Here is a 24,991-nt window from a genome sequence, read left to right on the forward strand (position 1 = left end):
CTCGCCTCCTTCCACCGGGCCTCGGGCGTGGTGCCTAAGGCTAGGGCCCGGCCCGCGGCGGCGTCCAGCGATTAAGGACCTGTCCGGACGCACCACGGGCCCCGGTGCGCCGCCGGGCGTAGCGTGGGCATGTGGGCAATCTGGCCGTCCGGTCGTCGCGCCGGCCCGCGGAGCGCCCCGGCTGGCTGCGGGGAGCGCCGCCGCCACGCTGGGTGCGGGTGCTGCCGGTGGCGCTGCTGGCGGGCGTCGCGGCGGCCACCCTGGCCAGTCCGCACCCGCTCGACATCGGCTTCCTGCTGGGCGCCATCCCGCCGCTCGCCGTGCTGTCGTACGGGCCGCTGGCGACCGCCGTCCTGGGCGGCCTCGCCGTCACGCTGCTGAACATCCCGGCGGCGAACCTGGACCGGCCCGGCAACACCGACCTGCTCACCATCTGCTTCGTCTCGCTGCTGAGCGTCTTCGTGTCCTTCGTGCGCAGCCACCGCGACGCCCAGCTGGTCACCGAGCGGACGGTCGCCGAGGCCGTGCAGCGGGCGGTGGCGCCTGCGCTGCCGGAGCGCGTGGGGGCGGTGGGGTGCGTGGGCCTGTACCGGGCGGCGCAGCAGGGGACGCTGGTCGGCGGGGACTTCATCGACGTGCGCGAGGGCCCGTACGGTGTGCGGGCGGTGATGGCGGACGTGCAGGGGCACGGGCTGGCGGCGGTGGCGACCGTGGTGTCCCTGCTGGGGGCGTTCCGGGAGGCGGTGCTGGACCAGCCCGACCTGGAGTGCGTCGCCGCGCGCCTGGACCGCAGGCTCGCGGTGGACTCGGCGGCCGTACGGCACGCGGAGCTGTTCGCCACCGCGGTCCTGCTGGAGTTCTCCCCCGACGCCCGCTCGGTGCGCCTGGTGGCCTGCGGTCATCCGGCGCCGCTGCTGCTGCACGCCGGGCGGGCTCGGGAGGTGGAGGTCGTGCCGGGGGCTCCGCTGGGGCTGGGCCTGGCCGACGTGGACCCGCCGAAGGAGGCCACGGTGGAACTGCTGCCGGGTGACCGGCTGTTCCTGGCCTCGGACGGCGTCTGGGAGGCCAGGGACACCGCCGGCGCCTTCTATCCGCTGGCCGACCGGCTCGCCGCGCTCGCCGACGGAGACCCGGGCGGACTGCCGGGCCGGGTGTGGGCGGATCTCGTACAGCACTGTGGCGTCGTCCGCGACGACGCCACGATGCTGCTGCTCACGCCGGAGCCGGTGCGCCCGGAGATCACCTGAGCACGCCCTTCCCGCCCGAGGTCAGCAGATCCTCGGCAGCTGCTCCCCGATCGGCATGTCGACCACCCGGGTGCCGCCCAGACCGGTGCGGGCCACCACCATCCCGGGGTGGTCGGCCACCGCCTCACCGATGATCCGGGCCTCGGCGCCCAGCGGGTGGGCCCGCATCGCCGCCAGGACGGCGTCGGCGTGCTCGCGCGGGACGAACGCCACCAGCTTGCCCTCGTTGGCGACGTAGAAGGGGTCGAGGCCGAGGATCGCGCAGGCGTTGGCGACGGCCGGCGGGACCGGGACCTGGCGCTCGGTGATGACGACGCCGGTGCCGGAGGCGGCCGCGATCTCGTTGAGGGAGGCCGCCAGTCCGCCGCGGGTGGGGTCGCGCAGCACATGCAGGTCCGGGGTGACGGCGAGCATCGCCTCGACCAGAGAGCCCAGCGGCGCGCAGTCGCTGACGATCTCCACCCCGAACTCCAGGCCCTCGCGCACGCTCATCACGGCCACCCCGTGCACACCGACGGGGCCGCTGACGATCACCACGTCGCCGGGCACGACCCGCTGCGGGCGCAGGTCGACTCCGGCGGGTACGAGGCCGATGCCGGCCGTGTTGAGGTAGATCCCGTCGCCGTGCCCGGCCTCGACCACCTTGGTGTCGCCGGTGGCCACCTCGACGCCCGCCGCCCGCGCGGCCGTGCCGAGCGCCTCGGCCACCCGGGAGACGGTCTCCATCTCCACGCCCTCCTCCAGGATGAACCCGCAGGAGAGGTAGGCGGCCCGGGCGCCGCTCATGGCGAGGTCGTTGACGGTGCCGTTGACGGCGAGGTCGCCGATGCTGCCGCCGGGGAAGAACAGCGGCCGTACCACGTAGGAGTCGGTGGAGAAGGCCAGCCGGGCACCGCCCAGGGTCACGGTGGCCGCGTCGCCCAGCTGGGCCAGGGTGGCGCCGCCGAAGGCGGGGGCGAAGACGTGCTGGACCAGTTCGGCGGAGAGCGTGCCGCCCCCGCCGTGGCCCATGACGATCCGGGGCTGGTCGCGCAGCGGGGCAGGGCAGGTCCACCCGGTGAGGTCCAGGGTGTCGGTGGTGTCAGGCAACGGGGCTCGCCTCCCGGGCGGCGGGGGTGGTCTCCAGGCGCCGGTAGAGGTAGTACGCGGCGCAGGCGCCCTCGCTGGAGACCATGGTGGCCCCGAGCGGGGTACGCGGGGTGCAGCCGGTGCCGAACGCCTCGCACTCGTAGGGCTTGATGAGGCCTTGCAGGACCTCGCCGCTGCGGCACTCGGCCGGCTCCTGGGTGCGGATGCCCTCGACGGAGAAGCGGGACTCGGCGTCGTACTCGCGGTACTTCGCGGACAGCCGCCAGCCGCTGCCGGGGATCACGCCGATGCCCCGCCAGGCCCGGTCGGTGACCTCGAAGACGTCCTGGAGCATGGCGCGGGCGGCCGGGTTGCCCTCGGGCTGGACGGCCCGGGCGTAGGCGTTGTCGACGCGGTGCTCGCCGCGTTCCAGCTGGGCCACGGTGCGGCGGACGCCTTCGAGGATGTCCAGGGGTTCGAAGCCGGTCACCACGATCGGGACGCGGTGGCGCTCGGCGAGCTCCGGGTACTCCTCGACCCCCATGACGGTGCACACGTGCCCGGCGGCCAGGAAGCCCTGCACCCGGCAGTCCGGGGAGCGCATGATCGCCTCGATGGCGGGCGGGACGCGCACGTGGGAGACCAGCAGGCTGAAGTTGCGGATGCCCAGCCTGCGGGCCTGGTGGACGGTCATCGCGTTCGGCGGCGCGGTCGTCTCGAAGCCGATGCCGAAGAACACCACCTGGCGGTCCGGGTGCCGCTGGGCGATCCGCAGGGCATCCAGCGGCGAGTAGACGACCCGTACGTCCCCGCCCTCCGAGCGCACCTGGAACAGGTCGCGTCCGGTGCCGGGCACGCGGAGCATGTCGCCGAAGGAGCAGAAGATCACCTCCGGGCGGGAGGCGATCTCCAGGGCCTTGTCGATGACCTCCAGTGGGGTCACGCACACCGGGCAGCCCGGGCCGTGGATCAACTCCACGTGATCGGGCAGGAGTTGGTCGATGCCGTGGCGGATGATGGAGTGGGTCTGGCCGCCGCAGACCTCCATCAGCGCCCAGGGCCTGGTGACCGTGGCGTGGATCTCGTCGAGGAGCCGGCGGGCCAGCTCCGGGTCCTGGAACTCGTCGATGTACTTCACTTGTGCGCCTCCTCACCCGCGGCTGCTTCCGCTGCTTGCCAGGGGTCGCCGAACTCCTCCTGGAGCATGCCGAGTTCGGCGAACAGTTCGAGCGTCTGCCGGGCCGACTCCTCGTCGAGGCGCTGCAGCGCGAATCCGACGTGCACGATGGCGTACTCGCCGACCTGGAGGTCGGGCAGGTACTCCAGGCACACGTCCTTGACCACTCCGCCGAAGTCGACGGAGGCCATCCGGGTGCCGTCGCGTTCCTGGATGTCCAGCACTCTGCCGGGTACCGCCAGGCACATGGGTCTCTCCTCGCTGTGGGGTCAATCGGGAACTCCGGCGCGGGCGGCCACCATGAGCTGGCCGAGGGCCAGGCCGCCGTCGCCCGGCGGGACGAGGTGATGGCGCAGCACGGTGAAACCGTCGCCGTGCAGGGCCGCGGCGCAGGCGGAGGAGAGCAGGGAGTTGAGGAACACGCCCCCGGTGAGGGCGACCGTGTCCGTTCCGTGCCGCTCCCGCGCACGCAGGCAGAGCCGGTGCACCAGGCCGGCCACCCCCCGGTGGAAACGGGCGGCGACGGCAGCCGTCGGCACGCCCGCTCGCAGGTCGCCCACGATGGCCGCGAGGACGGGTGCCGGATCGGCCCGCACGGGTCCGTCGCCGGATTGCGCCGACAGGGCGAAGGCGTAGGCGGCGCCGTCCCCGGGGGAGGCGCCCAGTGCGGCGGCTTCCAGCTCGACGGCCGCCTGTGCTTCGTATCCCGCCCGGTGGCACACCCCGGCCAGGGACGACACGGCGTCGAAGAGCCGGCCCATGCTGGAGGTGGGCACGCAGTTGAGGTTCCGCTCCAACTGGCGTTCCAGTAGCGGGAGTTCGTCGTCCGGGCAGGCGGTCACACAGGGCAGGTCGGCGGACCGGGCGAGCCCGGCCGCGCGCAGATGGGCGAGCGCCATGCGGTAGGGCCGGTGCACGGCCGCGTCGCCGCCGGGCAGGGGTACGTAGGCGAGGTGGGCGAAGCGGGTGAAGCCGTCGTAGTCCGCGAGCAGGAACTCGCCGCCCCACACCGCGCCGTCGTCGCCGTAGCCGGTGCCGTCGAAGGCGACGCCGAGCACCGGCCGGGTGCCGTCCAGGCCGTTCTCGGCCATCGCGGCGGCGACGTGGGCGTGGTGGTGCTGGACACGGACGACGCTCCGGCCCGCCGCGTTGCGCTCGGCCCAGCCGACGGAGCGGTAGCCGGGATGCCGGTCGGCCGCCAGCAGCGCGGGCCGGACCGGGGTGATGGACTCCAGCTGGGTCACGGCGCGGGCGAAGGCCCGCTGGGTGGCGAGGTCGTCCATGTCGCCGATGTGGGCCGACAGCCAGGCGCGGCGGCCCTCGCCGAGGCAGAAGGCGTTCTTCAGGTCGCCGCCGACGGCCAGCGCCGGACGCACCGGGACCGGCAGGTCCAGCGGCAGCGGCGCGTAACCGCGGGCCCGGCGCACGACCAGGGGTTCGCCGTCGCACACGCGGACCACGGAGTCGTCGCACGGCACATGGATCGGCCGGTCGTGAGTGAGCCAGGCGTCGGCCAGGTGTGCCAGCCGCCCGAGCGCCTCCCGGTCGTCGGTGACGATCGGCTCGCCGGAGACGTTGCCGCTCGTCATGACCAGCAGCCGGGGCCCTTCGGCGTCCCCCGGCAGGCCGAGCAGGAGATGGTGCACGGGGGTGTACGGCAGCATGACGCCGAGGTCGGGGCTGCCCGGTGCGACGGCCGGGGCGGGGCTGGGCCCGGTGGCACCGGTGGCGTCGTTTCGGCGGCGCAGCAGCACGATGGGCCGGGCGGCGCCGGTGAGCAGGCCGCGCTCCTCGGGGCCGAGCCGGACGAGGTGCCCGATGTCGTCGGCGCTCCCGGCCATGAGGGCGAACGGCTTGTCCCCGCGGGCCTTGCGGCGGCGCAGCAGCGAGACGGCGTCGGGGTTGGTGGCGTCGCAGGCCAGGTGGTAGCCGCCGAGCCCCTTGACCGCGAGGATCGCGCCGTCCGCCAGCAGGGCGCGGGCGGCGGCGGCCGGGTCCGGCGGGGTGGCCTCCCGCGGTGTCCCGCCCGGCTCCGGTCCCGCGACGAGCAGGCGCAGCCGCGGGCCGCAGGCCGGGCAGGCGACGGGCTGGGCGTGGAAGCGCCGGTCGGCGGGGTCGGCGTACTCGCGGGCGCAGTCGGGGCACATCGGGAAGCCGGCCATCGTGGTGTGCGCCCGGTCGTAGGGCAGACCGGTGACGATGGTGAACCGCGGCCCGCAGTGGGTGCAGTTCACGAACGGGTGGCGGTACCGGCTGTCGGCGGGGTCCGCGAGTTCGCGCAGGCACGCGGCGCAGGTCGCCGTGTCCGGCGGGACCAGGGTGCGGGCCGGGCCGCCGGCGCGGGAGGCGAGGATGGTGAAGGCGGCGGATCCGGTGGCGGGCACGTCCTGGTGGTCGACCGTGTCGACGCGGGCCAGGGGCGGCGCGTCCCGGGCGATCCGGGCGCAGAACCGGGCGACGGCCTCCGGAGCGCCCTCGATCTCCGCGATCACGCCCTCCGGGGTGTTGGTCACGTGCCCGGTCAGGTGCAGGGAGGTGGCGAGGCTGTGGACGTACGGCCGGAAGCCGACCCCCTGCACCACGCCCCGCACGGTGACCCGGCGGCGCAGCGCGGTCCGGTGGTCGGCCTCGGCCGGTGGGGGCAGGACGCTCACGAGCCGGACGGGGCGGTGACGCCGGCCGGCGCGGGGTGCTCGTGCGGGCGGCGGGCCATGACGGGGCTGTGCGGCACGGCGCCCTCCGCCGCCGCCAGGGCCTTGTCGAGCAGGGCGCCGAGCCCCTGCCGGCGGCGCACCGAGGTCAGCAGCACCTCGACCCCGGGGTTGACGCGCTCGACGTTGGCGCGGAACTCCGCCTCGTCGAAGCCGACGGCCTCGGCGATGTCGGTCTTGGTGACGACCACGAGATGGGCGAGGCCGAAGGCGGTGGGGTACTTCAGCGGCTTGTCCTCGCCCTCGGTCACCGAGGCGAGGACGACCCGCAGCGTCTCCCCGAGGTCGTAGGAGGCCGGGCAGACGAGGTTGCCGACGTTCTCCACGAACAGCAGCCGGGTGGGGTCGGGGAGCCAGTCCTGGAGGTGGCGGGCGAGCATCGCGGCCTCCAGGTGGCACAGGCCGTCGGTGAGGATCTGCTTGACCGGGACGCCGGAACGCGCCAGCCGCTCGGCGTCGTTCTCGGTGGCGAGGTCGGCGGTCAGGGCAGCGACCGGCACGGACCGCTCACGGGCCAGGGTGAGTTCGTGTTCCAGCAGGGCGGTCTTGCCGCTGCCGGGGCTGGAGAGCAGGTTGACGACGGTGGTGCCCAGGGCCGCGAGTTCCTCGCGCAGGGTGCGCGCGGCCTCGTCGTTCCGGGCGAGGACGGCCTGTTGCAGATCGACGACACGGCACATGGTTCAGCGCTCCTCGAGGATCGGTTCGCGGGTGGCCGCGGGCGTCGTGCCGCTCTCCCAGCGCACGTCGGCGATGCGCAGTTCACGGCCGGTCAGCAGCTCGGTGGTCGCGCCGTCGCAGCGCGGGCAGCTCAGCAGGGGCGGCATGCCGACGGCCCACTCGTGCGCGCACGGCCCGCAGCGGGCGCGGCCCGGCAGCGTGTCGACGACCAGCTCGGCGCCCTCCAGGACGGTGCCGGCCGAGGCCAGTTCGAAGGAGAACGACAGCGCGTCGGGGACGACGCCGGCCAGTTCGCCGACCTGGAGCCGCACCGATCGCACCGCGGTGACGTCGCCGGTTCGCCGCGCCGCCTCTTCCACCTCTTCGATCACCGCGACCGCGATGGACATCTCGTGCATCTGTCTCCGTCCTGGCGCGGGCCGTCCGTGCGCGGGCCGCGGAACCCCATTAGAGGCGGGGCCCGGACGGGCTCCGGACCGGCGCGCCGTCACCGGCGGGCGACGTACGTCGTTTGCCGCAGCGCAACCAGTCCGCGCAGATTCCGCGCAGATTCCGCACGGATACAGACAGATCAGGGGCCTTTTCGAAGCCAACTCTCACTCATCCGGGCGAGATCGGTGGTCAACGGTGTGTACTGCGAGGACCCAAGGACCGGACCGCCAGGAGAGTCGCCGTGACCGTGACCGACCGCATCGACCGCTTCGTCATCGACTCGTTCGGCGCCGACATCCCGGCCGAGAGCGCCCGGCTGCGCGCCCTCGGCCCGATCGTGCCCGTCGACCTGCCCGGCGGCATCCCCGCCTGGGCGCCCACCGGCTACGAGGTCCTCAAGGAGCTCATCCTCGATCCGCGGGTCAGCAAGGACCCACGGCGGCACTGGCGGCTGTGGCCGGAGATCGGCGAGCACCCCTCCTGGGGCTGGGTGCTGGGCTGGGTGGGCGTGATCAACATGCTCTCCGCCTACGGCCCCGACCACACCCGGCTGCGCAAGCTGGTGGCACCGAGCTTCACGCACCGCCGTACGGAGGCGATGCGCCCGCGCGTGACGGCCATCGCCGCGGACCTGCTCGACGGGCTGGAGTCCGCCGGGGCCGGGGGCCGGGTGGTCGACCTGCGGTCGGGGCTCGCGCATCCGCTGCCCCTGCGGTTCATCTGCGAACTGTTCGGTGTGCCCGAGGAGATGCGGGAGGACACCGCGTGGCTCGTCGCGGCCATCATGGACACCTCCGACACGAGCCCGGAGCACGCCGCGCGCGTGCAGGAACGCATCGGCACGGTGCTGGGCGGCCTGATCACGTACAAGCGCGAGCGGCCGGGCGACGACATGACCACCGAGCTGATCCGGGTCCGGGACGAGGACGGCGACCGGCTCAGTGACGAGGAGCTGCTGTACACGCTGCTGCTGGTGATCGGCGCGGGCTTCGAGACCACGGTCAATCTCATCGGCAACGCGGCGGTGGCGCTGCTGCGGGACCCGGAGCAGCTGGCGGCGGTGCGGGCCGGCGCGATCGGCTGGGACGGCGTGATCGAGGAGACGCTGCGGGTGCACCCCTCGGTCGCCTCGCTGCCGCTGCGCTTCGCGGTCGAGGACCTGAAGGTCGGGGACGTCACCATCGCGGCCGGGGACGCCATCATCACGACGTACGCCGCCGCCGGACTGGATCCCGCGCGCTACGGGCCGAACGCGGACGCGTTCGACGCGGCGCGCGGGGCGGACGACCATCTGGCGTTCGGGATCGGGGTGCACCGCTGCATCGGCGCGCCGCTGGCCCGGGTGGAGGCCCTGGCCGCGCTGCCCGCGCTGTTCGACCGCTTCCCCGGTCTGCGGCTGGCGGTGGCGGACGGCGAGCTGCGGCAGGTTCCGTCGTTCATCGCCCATGGGTGGCAGGAGGTGCCGGTCACCCTGGGGAGCTGAACCCCCGGTGGGGGCCCGACCGGTCCCCCGTTCCGGTCGTGCCCCCGGGACTGCCGAAGGTACGTGGGGGCAGGCCTGTTGGGTATCGTGCCGATGCCCGCCGGGGGACGCGGAGGGCTCACCCGTGCACAGGTGCGTCCGAAGGGCCCCGTTTCGCCCCGTCCAGGGCGGGTGCGGACAGGTCACCGACGGCCAGATGGGCGAGGACGACCTCGTAGAGGTCGGCACCGGCGCCGAGGAGCCGGTGTTCCAGGACGGGTTCGGCGCCGCGGACGTGCTCGCGTACGGTCTGCGCGTGCACGCCGAGGTCCTGAGCGGCGCGTTCGGCGTTGCCGCCGGCGGCAATCCAGGCGCGCAGGGTGCCGCGCAGGTCCCGCCCGTCCTGGGTCAGGCGGCCGAGGAGGTCGTGCGCCCAGGTGCGCAGCGCGGTCCCGGTGAGCAGGCCGTCCAGCCGCGCGGCACGCGTCCCGGTCGCCCGCGCGTCGTCGGGGGTGTGCGCGCGGCTCGCCTGGGTGTTCAGCGCGAGGTGCGCGACGGCGCGGACGGTGAGGTCGGAGAAGTCGGTGTCCAGCAGGCCCTCGACGCGATCCATGCGGGCGCGCACGGTGTTGCGGCTGACGCCCAGCACCTTGGCCGCGTTCACGGCCGTGAACTCAAGGCCCAGCCGGGTGGTGGCGAGCAGTTCGGCCCGGGTGTGGTGGGGCAGGGCGTCGAGGGGGCGCAACACCTCGGCGGACCAGGCGTGCAGCGCCGCCGGGTCCATCAGCCGCGCCGGGTGGGTGCGTTCGGCGTAGACCGCCGCCTGGTCGGGCCGGAACCGGGCGACGGCGAGGGCGCTGATCGCCTGCCCGTAGGCGCCGGCGGTCTGGGCGAGGCTCAGCCGGAGACTGCCGCCGAGGTAGGTCCCGGGGCGTCCGCCGACGAGGGCGCGCAGTCGCTCCTCGGCCGGGGCCGCGGGGCTGACCACGATGACGTGCCCGTCCATCGCCGGGCAGCGCACGACGAGGGCCTCGCCGTCGGTCGCGGCCAGGCACTCCTCGGCGAGCCGGTCCCGGTCCTCGGGGGAGCTCTCGACGACGTAGACGCAGGCGCTGTCGGTGTCGAGCAGGCCCGGCCAGAGTCCGGCGGCGACCCGGCGGGCGGCGACGGTGTCCTCCACCATCAGCAGTTGCAGGATGGCCAGCCGCAGGTCGGCGGTGGCCCGCCGCAGCCTGCGCCCGGCGGCCGTCAGCGCGCGCTCCCTGAGCAGCAGTTCGACGACTCCGGCGGCGTGGGTGACTATCTCGGCGGCATGCCGGTCGAAGGGGGCCCTGCGGGCCACGGCCAGCACGCCCGTCGAGCCCGGGTGCGGCTGGTGCTGGTGGCGCACCGCGACGAGGCGGACATGGCGGCCCGCGTCCTCCAGCGAGGCGGCGGAGATCCGGCCGGCGGCCACGTCCGCGACGAGCGTGTCGTCCAGCGTCATCGGCTCTCCGGCGAGCAGGGCTCCGTCGCCGCCCCGCAGACAGACCGTCGCGTCCACGGTGCGGGCGAGCCATGCGGCGAGCCGGCGGGGATCGCGGGCCGCGGGGCGCAGTTGGTCGAGGAGTTCTTCGGCCCAGGTGCCGCGGCGCGGCATCGGTGTGTGCGGCCCCTCGTCCGCTCGCCCAGCCACCTCGGGCCTCTCCCCTCGCCTCTCGCGTCACGCGTTGACCTCGGCGTACGGAGGGGAAAGGTACCCCACGCGCGGCTCGGGGCCAGCGGAATTCCTTTTCCGCTCCGGCGCTGCCGGAGGGTACGGCTCCGCCGGCGGGCACGGGGGGAGGTGGCCGCCGGCGGAGACGCGTTGCCCGGGGCCGGGGGAAGTCCCCGGGCGCTTCGTTTCTCGTGTGCCCCGGAACGCACCGGCCACACCAGGAAGTTCCGGCGTGATTTCGGCCCGTGCGTCTGCGGGTCGCGGCCCGCGTGTGCCGCGACCGCCCGCACCACGGCATAAGCTCGTCCAATGGCGAAGTACTTCGACGTGCACCCCGACAATCCACAGCCGCGCAGCATCGCGCAGGTCGCCGACGCCGTGCGCTCGGGGGCGCTCATCGCGTATCCGACCGACTCCTGCTACGCGCTGGGATGCCAGCTGGGCAGCCGTGACGGCATGGACCGGATCCGCTCGATCCGCCGCCTGGACGACCGGCACCACTTCACTCTGATGTGCCGGGACTTCGCGCAGCTCGGCCAGTTCGTGCGGGTCGACAACGACGTGTTCCGGGCGGTCAAGGCGTCAACGCCCGGCAGCTACACCTTCATCCTCCCGGCGACCCGGGAGGTGCCGCGCAAGCTGCTGCACCCGAAGAAGAAGACCGTCGGCGTGCGCATCCCCGACCACGTGGTCACCCAGGCCCTGCTGGCCGAACTCGGCGAGCCCCTGCTGTCCAGCACGCTGCTGCTGCCCGACGAGGAGGAGCCGATGACCCAGGGCTGGGAGATCAAGGACCGGCTCGACCACGTGGTGGACGCGGTGGTCGACTCCGGCGACTGCGGCACCGAGCCCACCACGGTCGTCGACTTCTCCGGCGGAGAGGCGGAGATCGTACGCCGGGGAGCGGGCGACACGTCACGCTTCGAGTGACCCCGGCCGGCCGTCCGGCGAACCCCGCCCCGGACGCGTGCCCCGGCACGTGATCTCCCGGAGAGCCGCCCACCCGCGCCCGCGTCACCGCCGGGGACCGACCACCCCGGCCCAGCCGCACCCGCGCGCGGGACGCGCAGCGCTTTTCGGCACGCATCTCCACCTCGCCACCACACCGATCAGCCGCCGCCACTCCCCCCGCCCGGCCACCGAACAGACCACCGGACGCGGAACCGTCCGGCGAACCCCGCCCCGGACGCGTGGCCCGGCACGCAGCCTCCGGAGAAGGACCGCTCACCTTCACCGCCCCGGCCCGGTTGCCGAGCGGAGCGTCGGGTGGGGCCGGTGGGGTCGTCGGGGGCTTGCGTGACAGCATGGTCGTGTATGCCGTGCCGGGGAGGGAGGCACCCCGGCGACCGCTTCGCATGGAGGCACTCTCGCCATGACCGCCGTACAGGGCACCGCCGTGGACATCCCCACCGAGGACGGCACCGCCGACGCCTACCTGGCCCATCCCGGCGACGGCACGCCCCGTCCGGCCGTCCTGTTCTACCAGGACGCCTACGGACTGCGCCCGCACCTGAGGTCGATGGCCGACCGGCTCGCCGGGGCCGGGTACACGGTCCTCGTGCCGAACGTCTTCTACCGCGACGGCCGGGCCCCGGTCGTGGAGCTGCCCGAGTTCATCGACCCCGCCGCCGACCCGAGCATCTGGGAGCGGCTCGGCCCGCTCGTACACTCGCTGACGCCCGACCTCGCCCGGCGGGACGCGGACGCCTATCTGAGGTGGCTGGCGGACAGCCCCCTGGTCGCCGACGGCCCGGTGGCGCTGACCGGTTACTGCATGGGCGCCCGGCTGGTCCTGGTCACCGCGGGCGCCTACCCGGACCGGGTCGCCGCGGCGGCCGGGTTCCACGGCGGGCGGCTCGCCACCGACGGCCCCGACAGCCCCCACCTGGCCGCCGAACACATCACCGCCGAGGTCTACTTCGGCCACGCCGACCAGGACCCGTCCCTGCCCGAGGAGCAGGTCAAGCGGTTCGAGGACGCGTTGACGGCGGCGGGTGTACGACACCGCTGCGAGGTCTACCCGAGGGCGCACCACGGTTACACGCAGGCCGACACCCCCGCGTACGACCGGGAGGCCGACGAGCGGCACTGGGCGGCGCTGCTCGACCTGCTGAAGCGCGCCTTCTGATTCCGCCGCTGACCCTCTGACTCGGCAGCGCCGCGCCCCGGACGTGTGGGGCGCGGCGCGAGTCGTTCCGTGTTCACCTTATTGACATGCACGCGCCTCGGCACGACATTGAGAGCGCTCTCAAAACTGGTACGGACCAATGCCCGTACCACCCCGACCCCACACGGAGGTGGAGAGTGCTCCGCAGACTCCTGCGCCACGCGCTGCCCGCGGCGGTCGCGACCGCCCTGGTCGGCGCGCTGCTCACGCTGGGAACCCCGGAACGGGCGGACGCGGCGGTGCCCGCCACGATCCCGCTGAAGCTGACCAACAACTCCGGGCGCGGCGGCCCGGTCTACGTGTACGACCTGGGCACCCTGCTGTCGACGGGCCAACAAGGCTGGGCGGACGCGAACGGCGCCTTCCATCCCTGGCCCGCGGGCGGCAACCCGCCGACCCCCGCGCCGGACGCGTCGATCCCCGGCCCGGCCGCCGGGCAGTCGAAGACCATCCGGATCCCGAAGTTCTCCGGCCGGATCTACTTCTCCTACGGCCAGAAGCTGGACTTCAGGCTGACCACCGGCGGGCTGGTGCAGCCGGCGGTGCAGAATCCGAGCGACCCCAACCGGAACATCCTCTTCAACTGGTCCGAGTACACCCTGAACGACTCCGGGCTGTGGCTCAACAGCACCCAGGTCGACATGTTCTCCGCGCCCTACGCGGTCGGCGTGCAGCGGGCGGACGGGAGCGTGAGCAGCACCGGGCACCTCAAGGCGGGCGGCTACACCGGCTTCTTCAACGCGCTGCGCGGACAGCCGGGCGGCTGGGCCGGTCTGATCCAGACGCGGTCCGACGGGACCGTCCTGCGGGCGCTGTCACCGCTGTACGGGGTGGAGACGGGAGCGCTTCCGGCGAACGTCATGGACGACTACGTGAACCGGGTCTGGCAGAAGTACGCGACGACGACGCTGACGGTCACCCCGTTCGCCGACCAGCCGAACACCAGGTACTACGGCCGGGTCTCGGGGAACGTCATGAACTTCACCAACTCCTCCGGCGCGGTCGTCACCAGCTTCCAGAAGCCGGACGCGGCCAGCGTATTCGGCTGTCACAAGCTGCTGGACGCGCCCAACGACGCGGTGCGCGGGCCCATCTCCCGCACGCTGTGCGCCGGCTTCAACCGGTCGACGCTGCTGACCAACCCCAGTCAGCCGGACACCTCGCCGGCGAACTTCTACCAGGACGTGGTGACCAACCACTACGCCCGCAAGATCCACGCGCAGATGGCCGACGGAAAGGCCTACGCCTTCGCCTTCGACGACGTCGGCAACCAGGAGTCGCTGGTGCACGACGGCAGTCCGCAGCAGGCGTATCTGACGCTGGACCCGCTGAGCTGACACGCGCGTGTCCCGCACGCGGACGGCTTCCGCGTGCGGGACACATGTGCCGTTGCGGCGCGTGCGGGTCAGCTGGTCGTCAGGGCGGTGTCGTCCACGACGAAGCTGGTCTGCAGCGAGGAGTCCTCGACGCCGCTGAACTTCAGGGTGACCGTCGAGCCCGCGAAGGAGGAGAGGTCGAAGGTCTTCTGCGTGTACCCGGAGGCCTTGTTGAGGTTCGAGTACGTCGCCAGGGTGGTCGAACCGGCGGTGACCGTCAGCTTGTCGTAGGCGGTGCTGCTGGTGGTCTCCGCGGTGTCGATGTGCAGGTAGAAGGTGAGCGACGCCTTGCAGCCGCTCGGGATGGTCACCGACTGGGACAGCGTGTCGGTGTGGGTCGAGCCGTAGCCGTCCAGCCAGGCATAGTAGGAGCCGCCGTGGGCCGTCTGGCCGCTCTCATTGGTGATGACGCCACTGGACGCGGTCCAGGTGGTGTTCCCCGACTCGAAGCCCTGGTTGCCCAGGAGCTGGGTGGAGGTGCAGCTGCCGCCGCCCCCGCTGGACCTCACCGTCCAGGTGAAGGAGGCCGTGCCGGTCGCGCCGGTGGAGTCGGTCACCGTGACGGTGGTGCTGTAGGTGCCCGCGGTGGTGGGCGTCCCGGAGATCACGCCGGTCGAGCCGCTGATCGACAGACCGGTGGGCAGTCCGGTCGCGGCGTACGTCAGGGAGCCGCTGTTGGTACTGCTCGCCGATATCTGGAGGCTCACGGCGGTGCCGACGGTCGAGGACTGGCTGCCCGGGTTGGTCACCGTGACGCCGGTGCTGGGCGGGGTGATGTGGCTGCCCACGTTGATGCCGGCGAAGGCGTTGCCCACCCCCGCGTACTGGGTGGAGTTGGTGCCGTAGAGCGCGGCGGCGGCGTTGAGGGCGGCGGTGCGGGCACCGGCGTAGTTGGTGCTCGACGTCATGTACGTCGTCAGCGCCTTGTACCAGATCTGCAGGGCCGCGGCCCGGCCGATGCCGGTGACGGCGACGCCGTCGGAGGTGGGGCTGTTGTAGGTGACGCCGTTGATGGTCTTGGTGCCGCTGCCCTCGGAGAGCAGGTAGAACATGTGGTTCGCGGGGCCCGAGGAGTAGTGCACGTCGAGGTTGCCGACACCGGAGTACCAACTGTCGGCGGAGCCGCCGTCCTTGTCCGGCTCGTCCATGTAACGCAGCGGCGAGCCGTCGCCGTTGATGTCGATCTCCTCGCCGATGAGGTAGTCACCGACGTCGTTGGAGTTGGCCGCGTAGAACTCCACGCCCGTGCCGAAGATATCGGAGGTCGCCTCGTTCAACCCGCCTGACTCACCGGTGTAGTTCAGGCCCGCGGTGTTGGAGGTGACGCCGTGGCTCATCTCGTGGCCGGCCACGTCCAGCGAGGTCAGGGCGTGGGTGCCGCCGGAGCCGTCGCCGTAGGTCATGCAGAAGCAGTCGTCGTCCCAGAAGGCGTTGACGTAGCTGCTGCTGTAGTGGACGCGGGAGTAGGCCGCGACGCCGTCGTTCTTGATGCCGCTGCGCCCGAAGGTGTTCTTGTAGAAGTCCCAGGTGGTCTGGGCGCCGTAGGCGGCGTCCGCGCCGGCGGTCTGGGTGTTGGAGCCGGATCCGGTGCCCCAGACGTCGTCGGCGTCGGTCATCAGGGTGCCGGTGCCCGAGGTGCCGTTGTTGAGGCTGTACGTCTTGTGGCCGCCGCGGGTGGTGTCGTACAGCTGGTACGTCGCCCCGGACAGCGTGGTGTTCAGGGTGACCGTGCCGCTGTACTGGGTGTTGCCGGTGCCGGTCTTGACGGCCTGGTAGCGGTAGAGCTCCTTGCCACTGGTGGCGTCGGTGATGACGTGCAGCTGGCTGGGTGTGCCGTCGTCCTGGAAGCCGCCGACCACCGTCTCCCAGGCGAGCTTCGGGGTGCCGTTGCCGGCCCAGATCACCTTGCGGGCGCTGTCGGCGGTGGGCTTCTCGGCATGCAGGGCTTTGGCGGTCTTCAGCGCCTTCGTCCGGGCGGCCGACTTGGTGAGGGCCGCGGTGGTGGAGGCGACCTTGACCGTGCGCTTGTTGTTGAAGGTGGTGCTCACCGTGCCGGCCGCCTGGGAGGCGGGCGGGGTGTGCACGACGAGGTCGCCGCCGAGGACCGGGAGGCCGTCGTAGGTGCGCTCGTAGCGGGTGTGCAGGGTGCCGTCGTTGTCCTTGACGACGTCCCTGACGACCAGCTTCTCCTTGGCGCCGAGACCTATGGTGCGGGCGGTCGCGGCGCTCTTCTGCTTGGCCGTCTTGACCAGCGCGCTGTGCTGGGCCGGGGTCAGTTCGGCCTCCAGCCCGCCGGTGCGCAGTGGGCTGGGGTGGGGGGCGGCGGGCTTGGCGGCGGCCGGGACCGCCTGAAGGCCGACGGCCAGGAAGGCCGCGGTGGAGACCAGGGCGGCTCCGACCGTGACCCGGGTGTGGGGAAGGCGTCTCACTCGTACTCCTCCTGCTGCGGCCGCCGGGACGCGGCCGGTGACAGACCGGGCAGACGGGTGTGCTGTCCGGAACGAGCTGAGCTGTGCGGGACCGTGTTGCGTGGAGAGACGGGGGAGGATCCGTGTGCTGACGGAGGATGACATTTTTGACCGGCACATGTCATCAGAGGTCGGGGGAATCAAGGGTTTTCCCTACGCGCGGGTGAGGATGCCCGGCCCGGCGGGCGAGCGGGTCCCGCCACCGGGCCCGCGCCGCACCGTTGTTACCGTTCACCGCGTGTCTGACTCCTCACGCGATACCGCGGAAGGCGCCGGCTGGGGCGCCGCCCAACCCGGTGACTACCGGCGGCTGATGCCCGACCACGTCGAGAAGCTGTCATGGCTGAATCCGAGAACTCTGTGGGCCGCGCGCAACGGCGTGCTCGCCTCCTGGTTCGGCGATCCCACCGGCCGCACCCGGGGCCGCTGGACGGCACAGCGGGCCGCCGACGGAGCTCCCGCCGACCGGGTGATCCAGCGCGCCGACGGGGACCGCTTCTCCTTCATGGTCATCGGCGACACCGGGGAGGGCGACGACTCCCAGTACGCGGTAGTCCCGGGCTTTTTGAAGGTCGGTCGGGATACGGCGTTCTCCGTGATCGCCAGCGACGTGATCTACCCGGTCGGCAGCACCGACGACTACGGCACCAAGTTCTTCCGCCCGTACCAGGACTACCGGGCGCCGATCTACGCCATACCCGGCAACCACGACTGGTACGAGGACCTCGGCGGGTTCATGCGCGTCTTCTGCGACGACGCCCCGCCCCTCGCCCCCGAGCCGGCGCCCCGCCCGCTCGGCCGCGCCTGGTGGCGTTCCCTGCTGTGGCACAGGCCCCGCCCGGTGGACGAGCAACGCCTGGCCGCCGCACGGGCGTTGCGGCCGGCCCCGGAGCAGCGGGCGGTACAGCCCGGCCCGTACTGGGCGATCGACACCGGACCGGTGCGGATCATCGGCATCGACACCGGTCTGCTGGGCACGATCGACGCCGAACAGGGCGCGTGGCTGCGAGAGGTGTCGCAGGGGCCGCGTCCCAAGATCCTCGTCACCGGCTCGCCCCTGTACGTCGACGGCGAGCACCACCCCTGCCCCATCGAGGGCGGCGGCACCGTCGACGAGATCGTCCGCGACCCCGGCCACCACTACGTGGCGGCGATCGGCGGCGACATCCACAACTACCAGCGGTATCCGGTCGACGTGGACGGCCGCACCGTCCAGTACGTGGTCGCGGGCGGCGGCGGGGCCTTCATGCACGCCACGCACACCATCCCCCGGGTCTCCGTCGGGGGCGTCACCGAGCGGGACTTCCGCTGCTACCCGCTGCGCGGCGACTCCCTGGCCTTCTACAGCCGGCTGTACGGCCACCGCCTGCGGCTGCGCCGCTTCTTCACCCTCACCGAGGCGGAGGCGACGGCCGTCGTCGCCGAGCGGCTGGGCATCCCGCCCACCCGCACCCCGGGCGCGCCGGTCCGGCTCACCCGCCGGGTCCGGCTGGTGGCGAGCCTGCTGGGTGCCGGGCGCCGGCCCGATCGGCGGAACCGGTTGCGGCTGCCGGTGCGGAAGATCTACACCCAGCTGTTCTCGCCGGGGTCGGCGACCTACAGCCCGCCGTTCTTCAAGTGCTTCCTGCGCCTCGACGTCACCCCGGAGGCGGTCCGGCTGCGCTGCTTCGCGGCGACCGGCAACCGCGCGCAGGAGACCGACCCGCCGGTCGAGGACGAGGTCACCATCCCGCTGATCTGATCACACGCGCGCAACACTCACCTGCCACAATCGGCTCGGAACCGACGCACGACCGCCCGGAGGAGCCCATGTCGTCCGCCGCCCGCCCCCTGCGCAAGCTGGGCTTCCTCACCATCGGCCTGTTCGACGCCGCCGATCCGCGCCGGGGGCACGAGTCCACGCTGGAGATCATCGAGCTGGGCGAGCGGCTGGGCTTCGACAGCGCGTGGGTGCGCCACCGGCACCTGCAGTACGGCATCTCCTCCCCCGTCGCCGTCCTGGCCGCGGCCTCGCAGCGCACCCGCCGCATCGAACTCGGCACCGCGGTCACCCCGCTGGGCTGGGAGAACCCGCTGCGTCTCGCGGAGGACCTGGCGACGGTGGACATCCTCTCCGGCGGCCGTCTCAACCCGGGGATCAGCGTGGGCCCGCCCATGCACTACGACCAGGTGAAGCACGCCCTGTACCCGGACACGGGCGACGCCGAGGACTTCTCGTACGAGCGGGTCCGGCGGCTGCTGGACCTCGTGCGCGGCGAACCGGCCACCGACTTCAGCGGGGTGGAGGGCTTCGAAGTGTTCTCCGATGTCGTGCAGCCGCACTCCCCCGGGCTCGGCCGCCGCCTGTGGTACGGCGGCGGGAGCCTCGGGTCGGCGCGCTGGGCGGGCGAGCACGGGATGAACCTCCTGACCAGCAGCGTCGTCAAGGCGGAGAATCCGGAGGGGGCACTGGACTTCGCGGAGATCCAGCTGTCCCACATCCGCGAGTTCCGCGCCCACCACCCCGACGGCGAGGCGGCCCGGGTCTCCCAGGGGCTCGTCGTGATCCCCACCGACTCGGCCACGGCCGAGCAGCGGGCCAGGTACGAGCAGTACGCGGCGAAGCGCCTGCCCCGGACCGCGTCCCCGCAGGGCCCGGCGCGGCTGCTGTTCGCGCCGGACCTGGTCGGCACCTCGGACGAGATCGCCGAACGCCTGCACGCGCACGCCGCGTTCCGCGAGATCGACGAGGTGGCGTTCGCGCTGCCGTTCACCTTCGGGCACGAGGACTACGTGCAGATCCTCACCGACATGGCGACGAAGCTGGGCCCGGCACTGGGATGGCGGCCCGCCGCCTGACTCACCAGCGCCCCACCTCCGTGCCGGTGACCGGTTCGGACGGCCTGCCGTCCACGCCCACCGGCACGTCACCGGTGAGCATCACGCGGTGCATGATCCGCGGGAAGCCCAGGTGGGCGTTGTCGCTCGGGGCCAGGTGGATGGTGGCCCGGTTGTCCCAGAAGGCGACGCTGCCGGGCTCCCAGCGGAACCGGACCGTGTACTCGGGCCGCACCGCCTGTTCGAGCAGCATCTCCAGCAGGGCGGCGCTCTCCGGGCGGGAGACGTCGGTGATCTGCTCCAGGTAGTAGCCGTTGACGAACAGCACCCGCTCGCCGGTCTCCGGGTGGACGCGGACCAGCGGGTGCACGGAGGCGACCTGGCGGTCGAGGAGGTGCCGGAGGTACGCGTCGTCGCCGGGGCGCGGCTGGTAGCCGACACCGAGCCGGTGCTCGGCCCGCAGCCCGTCCGCGAACGCCCGCACGGGCGCGGACAGCCCGGCGTAGGCCGCGGCCAGGTTCGCCCAGGTGGTGTCACCGCCGTACGGCGGGACGGTCTCGGCGCGCAGAATGGTCGCGGCGGGCGGATCCACACGGGCGCCGTGGTCGCAGTGCCAGCCGCGCAGCAGGGTGTGCCGGCGCCGCTGGAGCCACTCCTCGTGGTCCATGCCGAACCGTCCGCCCAGCTCCAGCCGGTCGGCGGTGGTCTCCACCTCGGGGAAGTCCGGCGGCGAGGCACTCCCGCGCCGCCCGAGGACGACGGGCTCGCCGAACCGGCGGGCGAAGGCGACATGACCGGCGTGGTCCAGCCGCTGCCCGCGGAAGAACACCACCTTCCAGCGGAGCACGGCCTGCCTGATCAGGTCGACGACGGCGTCCCCCAGGTCACCGGCCAGATCGACGCCCGTGATCTCGGCGCCGATGTGCCCGGCCACCGGCCTGACCTCGACCCCGTCGGCCTCCGCCGTCTCCGCCCGGTCCACTGTGCCCCTGTCCGTCGTCATGCGCGCTCCGATGCCGTCCGCCCGTACCGGTTCCAGGGAGATCGTGTCAGCGAACCGGCCGGGTGGCGACAGGGCCCCTGCCCGCGTCCACAGGCGCCGGGGCGCGTGACCCGGGGTCCCGCCGGGGTACCCGGGCCCGCGAGGTGTCGTACGGACCGTGCGAAGGGAGTCGCAGGTGGGTGCGGAGGACCGGCTGCGGGAGTACCGCGGCAAGCGTGACTTCGAGCGGACCCGTGAGCCGTCGGGACAGGCGCCGTCCGCCGGGGAGCGGCCCCGGTTCGTCGTCCAGATCCACGACGCGCGCCGGATGCACTTCGACTTCCGGTTGCAGGTCGGCGATGTCCTGAAGTCCTGGTCCGTTCCCAAGGGTCCGTCCACCGACCCGCACGACAAGCGGCTGGCCGTGCCCACCGAGGACCACCCGCTGGAGTACGAGGACTTCGAGGGCGTGATCCCCGAGGGCGAGTACGGGGGCGGCACCGTGATCGTCTGGGACCACGGGACGTACGAGCCGCTCAGCCACGACCGCGGGGGGCGGCCCGTCGACTTCGCGGAGTCGCTGGAGCGGGGCCACGCGACCTTCCGGTTGCACGGCGCCAAGCTGAGCGGCGCGTACGCCCTCACCCGGTTCCGCTCCGGAGAGGGCGAGGAGGAGGCCTGGCTGCTGGTGAGGAAGGGCGACGGACGGGCGGCGGGGCACGGCACGCCGGACCCCCGCCGGGCCCGCTCGGTGCGCACCGGCCGGACGCTCGCCCAGGTCGCGACGGACGACGGCGAGGGATGACCGGCGGTGACCGGCCTGCTGGACGCGGTCCCGGACGGGCAGCGCGCCCTGCTGCGCCCCGCCCGCCCGGGCGCGGAACTCGCCGCCCACCCGATGCTCGCCACGCTCAGCGACCGGCGTGACTTCGGCGAGGGATGGGTCTTCGAGCGGAAGCTGGACGGGGTGCGGCTGCTCGCGGTCCGGGAGGGCGGCCGGGTGCGGCTGCTGTCCCGCACGGGACAGCACCTCGACGCCGCCTACCCGGAGGTCGCCGAGGCGCTCGCCGCGCAGGAGCGCGACGACTTCACCATCGACGGGGAGGTCGTCGCCTTCTCCGGCGGCCGGACGGACTTCTCCCGGTTGCAGCGGCGCATGGGCCTGACCCGCCGTCGGGACATCGAGGCGACCGGGGTGGCGGTGACGTACTACGTCTTCGACCTACTGGGGCTGGACGGCGCCGACATCCGGTCGCTGCCCCTGCGCACCCGCAAGTCCCTGCTGCGGCGCGCGCTGCGCTACCGCGCTCCGCTGCGTCTGACGCCCCATCGCAACGCGGGCGGCGCCGAGTTGCTGGCGAACGCCTGCGCCCGGGGCTGGGAGGGTCTGATCGCCAAACGGGCCGACGGGCCCTACCAGCCGCGCCGGTCGACGGACTGGCTGAAGCTCAAGTGCGAGCAGGGGCAGGAGTTCGTGGTCGGCGGCTTCACTGAGCCCGCGGGCAGCCGCGTGGGGCTGGGTGCCCTGCTGCTGGGCTACTACGAGGACCGGGCGCTGCGCTACGCGGGCAAGGTCGGCACCGGCTTCGACCGGCGCACCCTGCTGGCCCTGCGCGAGCGGCTGGACGGACTGCGCGGGGACACCTGCCCGTTCGCGGGGCCGGTGCGGGAGGCGCGCGCCCGCTGGGCGGAGCCGGAACTGGTGGCGCAGATCGCCTTCACCGAGTGGACCCGGGACGGGATGCTGCGGCATCCGCGGTTCCTCGGGCTGCGCGAGGACAAGATGCCGGAGGCCGTCGTGCGGGAGCGCCCGGCCGGCTGAATCCGGATCACCGGGTTCCGCCCCCAACCGCCCCGCACTGCCTCTATGTTCGCGGCGGGTATCCGCTCGCGTCCCTGGAGGCTCCCGCATGCGCACCGCACTCCGCACCGCCGTCATCGGCGCGGTGACCGCCGCCACCTTCCTGACCTGCAACACCGCCATAGCCACCCCGCCGGGGCCGGGGGTGACCGCCCGGCTCATCAGCCAGACCACCGTGAACGGCACCGACTACACCCTGCGGGAGATCACGATTCCGCCCGGCCAGAGCACCGGATGGCACTACCACGACGGCCCCCTGTACGGCTTCGTCAAGCAGGGCACCCTCAGCCACTTCGACTCCGGCTGCGCCGCGGACGGCGTGTACCGCAGGGGCAGCACGATCCAGGAACCGCCCGGCCCTGACCATGTGCACATCGGCCGCAACCTGGGCGACACGCCGGTGGTGCTGGACGTGCTCTACGTCCTGCCGCACGGCGCCCCCTTCTCCGAGGACGCGCCGAACCCGGGCTGCTCCTTCCAGTGACCGTTCGGTCAGTCCGGCAGCGGCTGTTCGGCCCAGATCGTCTTGCCGGCGCTCGTCTGCCGGCTGCCCCAGCGCTGGGTGAGCTGGGCGACCAGCAGCAGTCCGCGCCCGCCCTCGTCGTAGGCGTGCGCCCGGCGCAGGTGCGGTGAGGTGGAACTGCCGTCGGAGACCTCGCAGATGAGCGCCCGGTCGCGGATCAGGCGGAGCTGGATGGGCGGCACTCCGTAGCGGATCGCGTTGGTGACCAGTTCGCTGACGACGAGTTCGGTGATGAAGGCCGCCTCGTCCAGTCCCCAGGCGACCAGCTGCTCGGTGGCCGCCTGCCGGGTGGCGGCCACGTGGACCGGGTCCGGTGGGACGTCCCAGGTGGCGACCCGGTCGGCGCCGAGGGCGCGGGTGCGGGCCAGGAGCAGGGCCACGTCGTCGCTGGGCTGCTCGGGCAGGACGGCCTTCAGTACGTTGTCGCCGAGGGCCTCGAGCGAGTCGGCGGGGGCGCTCAGCGCGCGGCACAGCTCCTCGGTCGTGCGGTCGACGTCGCGGTCGCGGTCCTCGACGAGGCCGTCGGTGTACAGCGCGAGGACCGCGCCCTCGGGCAGCCGCAGTTCCGTCGCCTCGAACGGCAGGCCGCCGACGCCGAGCGGCGGTCCGGCGGTCATGGGGACGAGCCGGGCCGGGTCGCCGGGCAGGACGAGGGCCGGGGCCGGGTGGCCGGCGGCGGCCAGGGTGAGCAGGCGCGAGACGGGGTCGTAGACGGCGTACAGGCAGGTGGCGCCCAGCTCGGCGACCTCCTCGCCGCTGCCGTCCGCCGCCAGGTGGGTCACCAGGTCGTCCAGATGGGTGAGCAGTTCGTCCGGGGACAGGTCCACGTCCGCCAGGGTCCGTACGGCGGTGCGCAGACGGCCCATGGTCGCGGAGGACTGGATGCCGTGTCCGACCACGTCGCCGACGACCAGTCCGACCCGGCTGCCGGACAGCGGGATCACGTCGAACCAGTCGCCGCCGATGCCCGCCAGCGACCCGCACGGCAGGTAGCGGTGGGCCACCTCGACCGCCGCCTGCCCGGGCAGGCCCCGGGGCAGGAGGCTGTGCTGCAGGGCGAGGGCGGTGGTGCGCTCGCGGGCGAAGCGGCGGGCGTTGTCGATGCAGACGGCGGCCCGGCTGGCGAGTTCCTCGGCGAACACCGCGTCGTCGGCGCCGTAGTCGTCGGGGTGGGCGACGCGGACGCCCACCGCGACGCCCAGCGTGGTGCCGCGGGCCCGCAGCGGGACGGCGATCACCGAGTGGACGCCCAGCCGCTGCGGGCGGCCCGCGGGGGCCCGGGCGTTGCGCTCGGCGACCCAGCGGACGAAGTCGGGTTCACCGGCCTGGCCGAGTACCGCCCGTCCCTCGCGCAGGGCCCGCGCGGGCGGCGTGGACTGCGAGTAGACGGCCGCCTCGCCCAGGTGCACGGCGGCCTCCGGGGTGCCCTCGGTGACGGAGCCGTGGGCCACGCGGCGCAGCAGGATGCCCCCCTCCGGGACCATGGGCGGCTCGTTGGCGCCGAGGACCCAGTCGAGCAGGTCCACGCTGGCGAAGTCGGCGTAGTGCGGCACCAGCAGTTCCACCACCTCCTCGGCGGTGCGCACCACGTCCAGGGAGGTGCCGATCGCGGTCGCGGCCTCGTTCAGGAGGGCGAGCCGCCGTCGGGCCCAGTACTGCTCGGTGCTGTCGAGCGCCGCGAGGGCGACCCCGGTGAGCTCGCCGGAGGGGTCGCGCACGGGCCACATCTCGATGCTCCAGGCGTGTTCCCGGTTCAGGGCGGGTGCGCCGGTGAAGCTCTCGTAGCGGGCCGGCCGGCCGGTCTCGGCGACCTGGCGCAGATGGCGCAGGAAGCCGCGGCTGTGCTCGGCGTCCTCCACGGTGTCCGGGAAGTGCCGGCCGAGCAGCATCTCCTCGGGTACGCCCATCACCTGGCAGGCCACGTCGTTCAGGCGCAGATAGCGCTGCCGGGTGTCGAAGACCGACATCGACATGGAGGCCTGCTGGAAGGCCCGGCCCGCGAGGGTGGGCTCGCCGTCCCCGGGCGGCTGGGCGGTGACGACGAATCCGGCCGGCCGGGCGTCGGGGCCGAGCACCGGGCACGCCGTCAGGGTGAGCTCGACGCGGTGGCCGTCCCGGTGGCGCAGCGCGACGGGGCCGGTCCGGGCGGCGAGGGTGGCGGGCTCCGGGTGCTCGGCGAGCAGGTCGGCGGCCGGCCGCCCCACGACCTCCTCGGCCGAGCGGCCCGTGAGCAGCCGGGCGCCTTCACTCCACCCGGTCACCCTGCCCAGGGCGTCGAGGGTCGCCGCAGCCGCGACATGCTCCATACGCCCCAGGGTGATCCCTT

20 protein-coding genes are annotated in these 24,991 nt (G+C 73.4%); 10 read left to right on the forward strand and 10 right to left on the reverse strand.

Annotated elements, in window-relative coordinates:
* Positions 1 to 131 precede the first annotated feature (131 nt).
* Positions 132 to 1,247: a PP2C family protein-serine/threonine phosphatase gene (locus tag ACZ7L0_RS36125; protein WP_471246792.1), complete on the forward strand. Its 1,116-nt coding sequence runs from the start codon at positions 132 to 134 to the stop codon at positions 1,245 to 1,247.
* 21 nt (positions 1,248 to 1,268) lie between these two features.
* On the opposite strand, the gene hypE is transcribed toward ACZ7L0_RS36125, so the two are convergent.
* From hypE to ACZ7L0_RS36155, 6 genes are read right to left on the reverse strand one after another with little or no spacing between them, the layout of a single operon-like run.
* Positions 1,269 to 2,336, reverse strand: a complete 1,068-nt coding sequence (hypE, locus tag ACZ7L0_RS36130) for a hydrogenase expression/formation protein HypE (RefSeq protein WP_471246793.1) — start codon at positions 2,334 to 2,336, stop codon at positions 1,269 to 1,271.
* The gene (gene hypD / locus ACZ7L0_RS36135; RefSeq protein WP_471246794.1) at positions 2,329 to 3,453 is read right to left on the reverse strand and encodes a hydrogenase formation protein HypD; all 1,125 of its coding nucleotides are present in this window, start codon (positions 3,451 to 3,453) and stop codon (positions 2,329 to 2,331) included. The genes hypE and hypD overlap by 8 nt, the downstream gene beginning before the upstream one ends.
* The gene (locus ACZ7L0_RS36140) at positions 3,450 to 3,740 is read right to left on the reverse strand and encodes a HypC/HybG/HupF family hydrogenase formation chaperone (protein WP_471246795.1); all 291 of its coding nucleotides are present in this window, start codon (positions 3,738 to 3,740) and stop codon (positions 3,450 to 3,452) included. Before ACZ7L0_RS36140 ends, hypD begins: the two co-directional genes overlap by 4 nt.
* Before the next feature lie 21 nt (positions 3,741 to 3,761).
* Positions 3,762 to 6,146, reverse strand: coding sequence for a carbamoyltransferase HypF (hypF, locus tag ACZ7L0_RS36145; RefSeq protein ID WP_471246796.1), 2,385 nt, complete (start codon positions 6,144 to 6,146; stop codon positions 3,762 to 3,764).
* Positions 6,143 to 6,880: a hydrogenase nickel incorporation protein HypB gene (gene hypB, locus ACZ7L0_RS36150; protein WP_471246797.1), complete on the reverse strand. Its 738-nt coding sequence runs from the start codon at positions 6,878 to 6,880 to the stop codon at positions 6,143 to 6,145. The genes hypF and hypB overlap by 4 nt, the downstream gene beginning before the upstream one ends.
* A gap of 3 nt (positions 6,881 to 6,883) precedes the next feature.
* Complete coding sequence (locus tag ACZ7L0_RS36155) at positions 6,884 to 7,279, reverse strand: hydrogenase maturation nickel metallochaperone HypA/HybF (protein WP_471246798.1); 396 nt, start codon at positions 7,277 to 7,279, stop codon at positions 6,884 to 6,886.
* A 275-nt stretch (positions 7,280 to 7,554) separates the two neighbouring features.
* Between ACZ7L0_RS36155 and ACZ7L0_RS36160 the strand changes: the two genes are divergently transcribed.
* Positions 7,555 to 8,796: a cytochrome P450 family protein gene (locus tag ACZ7L0_RS36160; RefSeq protein WP_471246799.1), complete on the forward strand. Its 1,242-nt coding sequence runs from the start codon at positions 7,555 to 7,557 to the stop codon at positions 8,794 to 8,796.
* A gap of 118 nt (positions 8,797 to 8,914) precedes the next feature.
* Here the strand turns inward: ACZ7L0_RS36160 and ACZ7L0_RS36165 are convergent, their stop codons facing one another.
* Positions 8,915 to 10,450, reverse strand: a complete 1,536-nt coding sequence (locus tag ACZ7L0_RS36165; protein ID WP_471246800.1) for a helix-turn-helix domain-containing protein — start codon at positions 10,448 to 10,450, stop codon at positions 8,915 to 8,917.
* A 330-nt stretch (positions 10,451 to 10,780) separates the two neighbouring features.
* Between ACZ7L0_RS36165 and ACZ7L0_RS36170 the strand changes: the two genes are divergently transcribed.
* The 3 genes from ACZ7L0_RS36170 (at position 10,781) to ACZ7L0_RS36180 (ending at position 13,975) form a co-directional block, all read left to right on the forward strand.
* The gene (locus ACZ7L0_RS36170) at positions 10,781 to 11,401 is read left to right on the forward strand and encodes an L-threonylcarbamoyladenylate synthase (RefSeq protein WP_471246801.1); all 621 of its coding nucleotides are present in this window, start codon (positions 10,781 to 10,783) and stop codon (positions 11,399 to 11,401) included.
* 442 nt (positions 11,402 to 11,843) lie between these two features.
* Positions 11,844 to 12,599, forward strand: coding sequence for a dienelactone hydrolase family protein (locus ACZ7L0_RS36175; protein ID WP_471246802.1), 756 nt, complete (start codon positions 11,844 to 11,846; stop codon positions 12,597 to 12,599).
* Between the two features lie 176 nt (positions 12,600 to 12,775).
* Positions 12,776 to 13,975, forward strand: coding sequence for a glycoside hydrolase family 64 protein (locus ACZ7L0_RS36180; protein WP_471246803.1), 1,200 nt, complete (start codon positions 12,776 to 12,778; stop codon positions 13,973 to 13,975).
* Positions 13,976 to 14,043: 68 nt separating this feature from the next.
* On the opposite strand, the gene ACZ7L0_RS36185 is transcribed toward ACZ7L0_RS36180, so the two are convergent.
* Complete coding sequence (locus ACZ7L0_RS36185; protein ID WP_471246804.1) at positions 14,044 to 16,443, reverse strand: M4 family metallopeptidase; 2,400 nt, start codon at positions 16,441 to 16,443, stop codon at positions 14,044 to 14,046.
* A 277-nt stretch (positions 16,444 to 16,720) separates the two neighbouring features.
* Between ACZ7L0_RS36185 and ACZ7L0_RS36190 the strand changes: the two genes are divergently transcribed.
* Together ACZ7L0_RS36190 and ACZ7L0_RS36195 are read left to right on the forward strand one after the other, a co-directional pair.
* A complete protein-coding gene (locus ACZ7L0_RS36190) occupies positions 16,721 to 18,223 on the forward strand; it encodes a metallophosphoesterase family protein (RefSeq protein ID WP_471246805.1) in 1,503 nt (500 codons plus the stop codon).
* A gap of 68 nt (positions 18,224 to 18,291) precedes the next feature.
* Complete coding sequence (locus ACZ7L0_RS36195; protein ID WP_471246806.1) at positions 18,292 to 19,320, forward strand: LLM class flavin-dependent oxidoreductase; 1,029 nt, start codon at positions 18,292 to 18,294, stop codon at positions 19,318 to 19,320.
* Between the two features lies 1 nt (position 19,321).
* Here the strand turns inward: ACZ7L0_RS36195 and ACZ7L0_RS36200 are convergent, their stop codons facing one another.
* Positions 19,322 to 20,302, reverse strand: a complete 981-nt coding sequence (locus ACZ7L0_RS36200; protein WP_471246807.1) for a TauD/TfdA dioxygenase family protein — start codon at positions 20,300 to 20,302, stop codon at positions 19,322 to 19,324.
* A 175-nt stretch (positions 20,303 to 20,477) separates the two neighbouring features.
* Between ACZ7L0_RS36200 and ACZ7L0_RS36205 the strand changes: the two genes are divergently transcribed.
* The 3 genes from ACZ7L0_RS36205 to ACZ7L0_RS36215 all read left to right on the forward strand — a co-directional run bounded on the left by ACZ7L0_RS36205 (position 20,478) and on the right by ACZ7L0_RS36215 (position 22,626).
* Positions 20,478 to 21,086, forward strand: a complete 609-nt coding sequence (locus ACZ7L0_RS36205) for a DNA polymerase ligase N-terminal domain-containing protein (RefSeq protein ID WP_471246808.1) — start codon at positions 20,478 to 20,480, stop codon at positions 21,084 to 21,086.
* A gap of 6 nt (positions 21,087 to 21,092) precedes the next feature.
* Positions 21,093 to 22,103, forward strand: coding sequence for a non-homologous end-joining DNA ligase (gene ligD, locus ACZ7L0_RS36210; RefSeq protein ID WP_471246809.1), 1,011 nt, complete (start codon positions 21,093 to 21,095; stop codon positions 22,101 to 22,103).
* An 88-nt stretch (positions 22,104 to 22,191) separates the two neighbouring features.
* On the forward strand, positions 22,192 to 22,626 hold the full coding sequence (locus tag ACZ7L0_RS36215) for a cupin domain-containing protein (protein ID WP_471246810.1): 435 nt from the start codon (positions 22,192 to 22,194) through the stop codon (positions 22,624 to 22,626).
* An 8-nt stretch (positions 22,627 to 22,634) separates the two neighbouring features.
* Here ACZ7L0_RS36215 and ACZ7L0_RS36220 read toward each other — a convergent pair whose 3' ends face one another.
* Positions 22,635 to 24,971 carry an ATP-binding SpoIIE family protein phosphatase gene (locus ACZ7L0_RS36220; protein WP_471246811.1) on the reverse strand — a complete coding sequence of 779 codons (2,337 nt, stop codon included), beginning with the start codon at positions 24,969 to 24,971 and terminating at the stop codon, positions 22,635 to 22,637.
* Positions 24,972 to 24,991 lie beyond the last annotated feature (20 nt).

The organism is Streptomyces sp. NPDC039424, assembly GCF_055639495.1.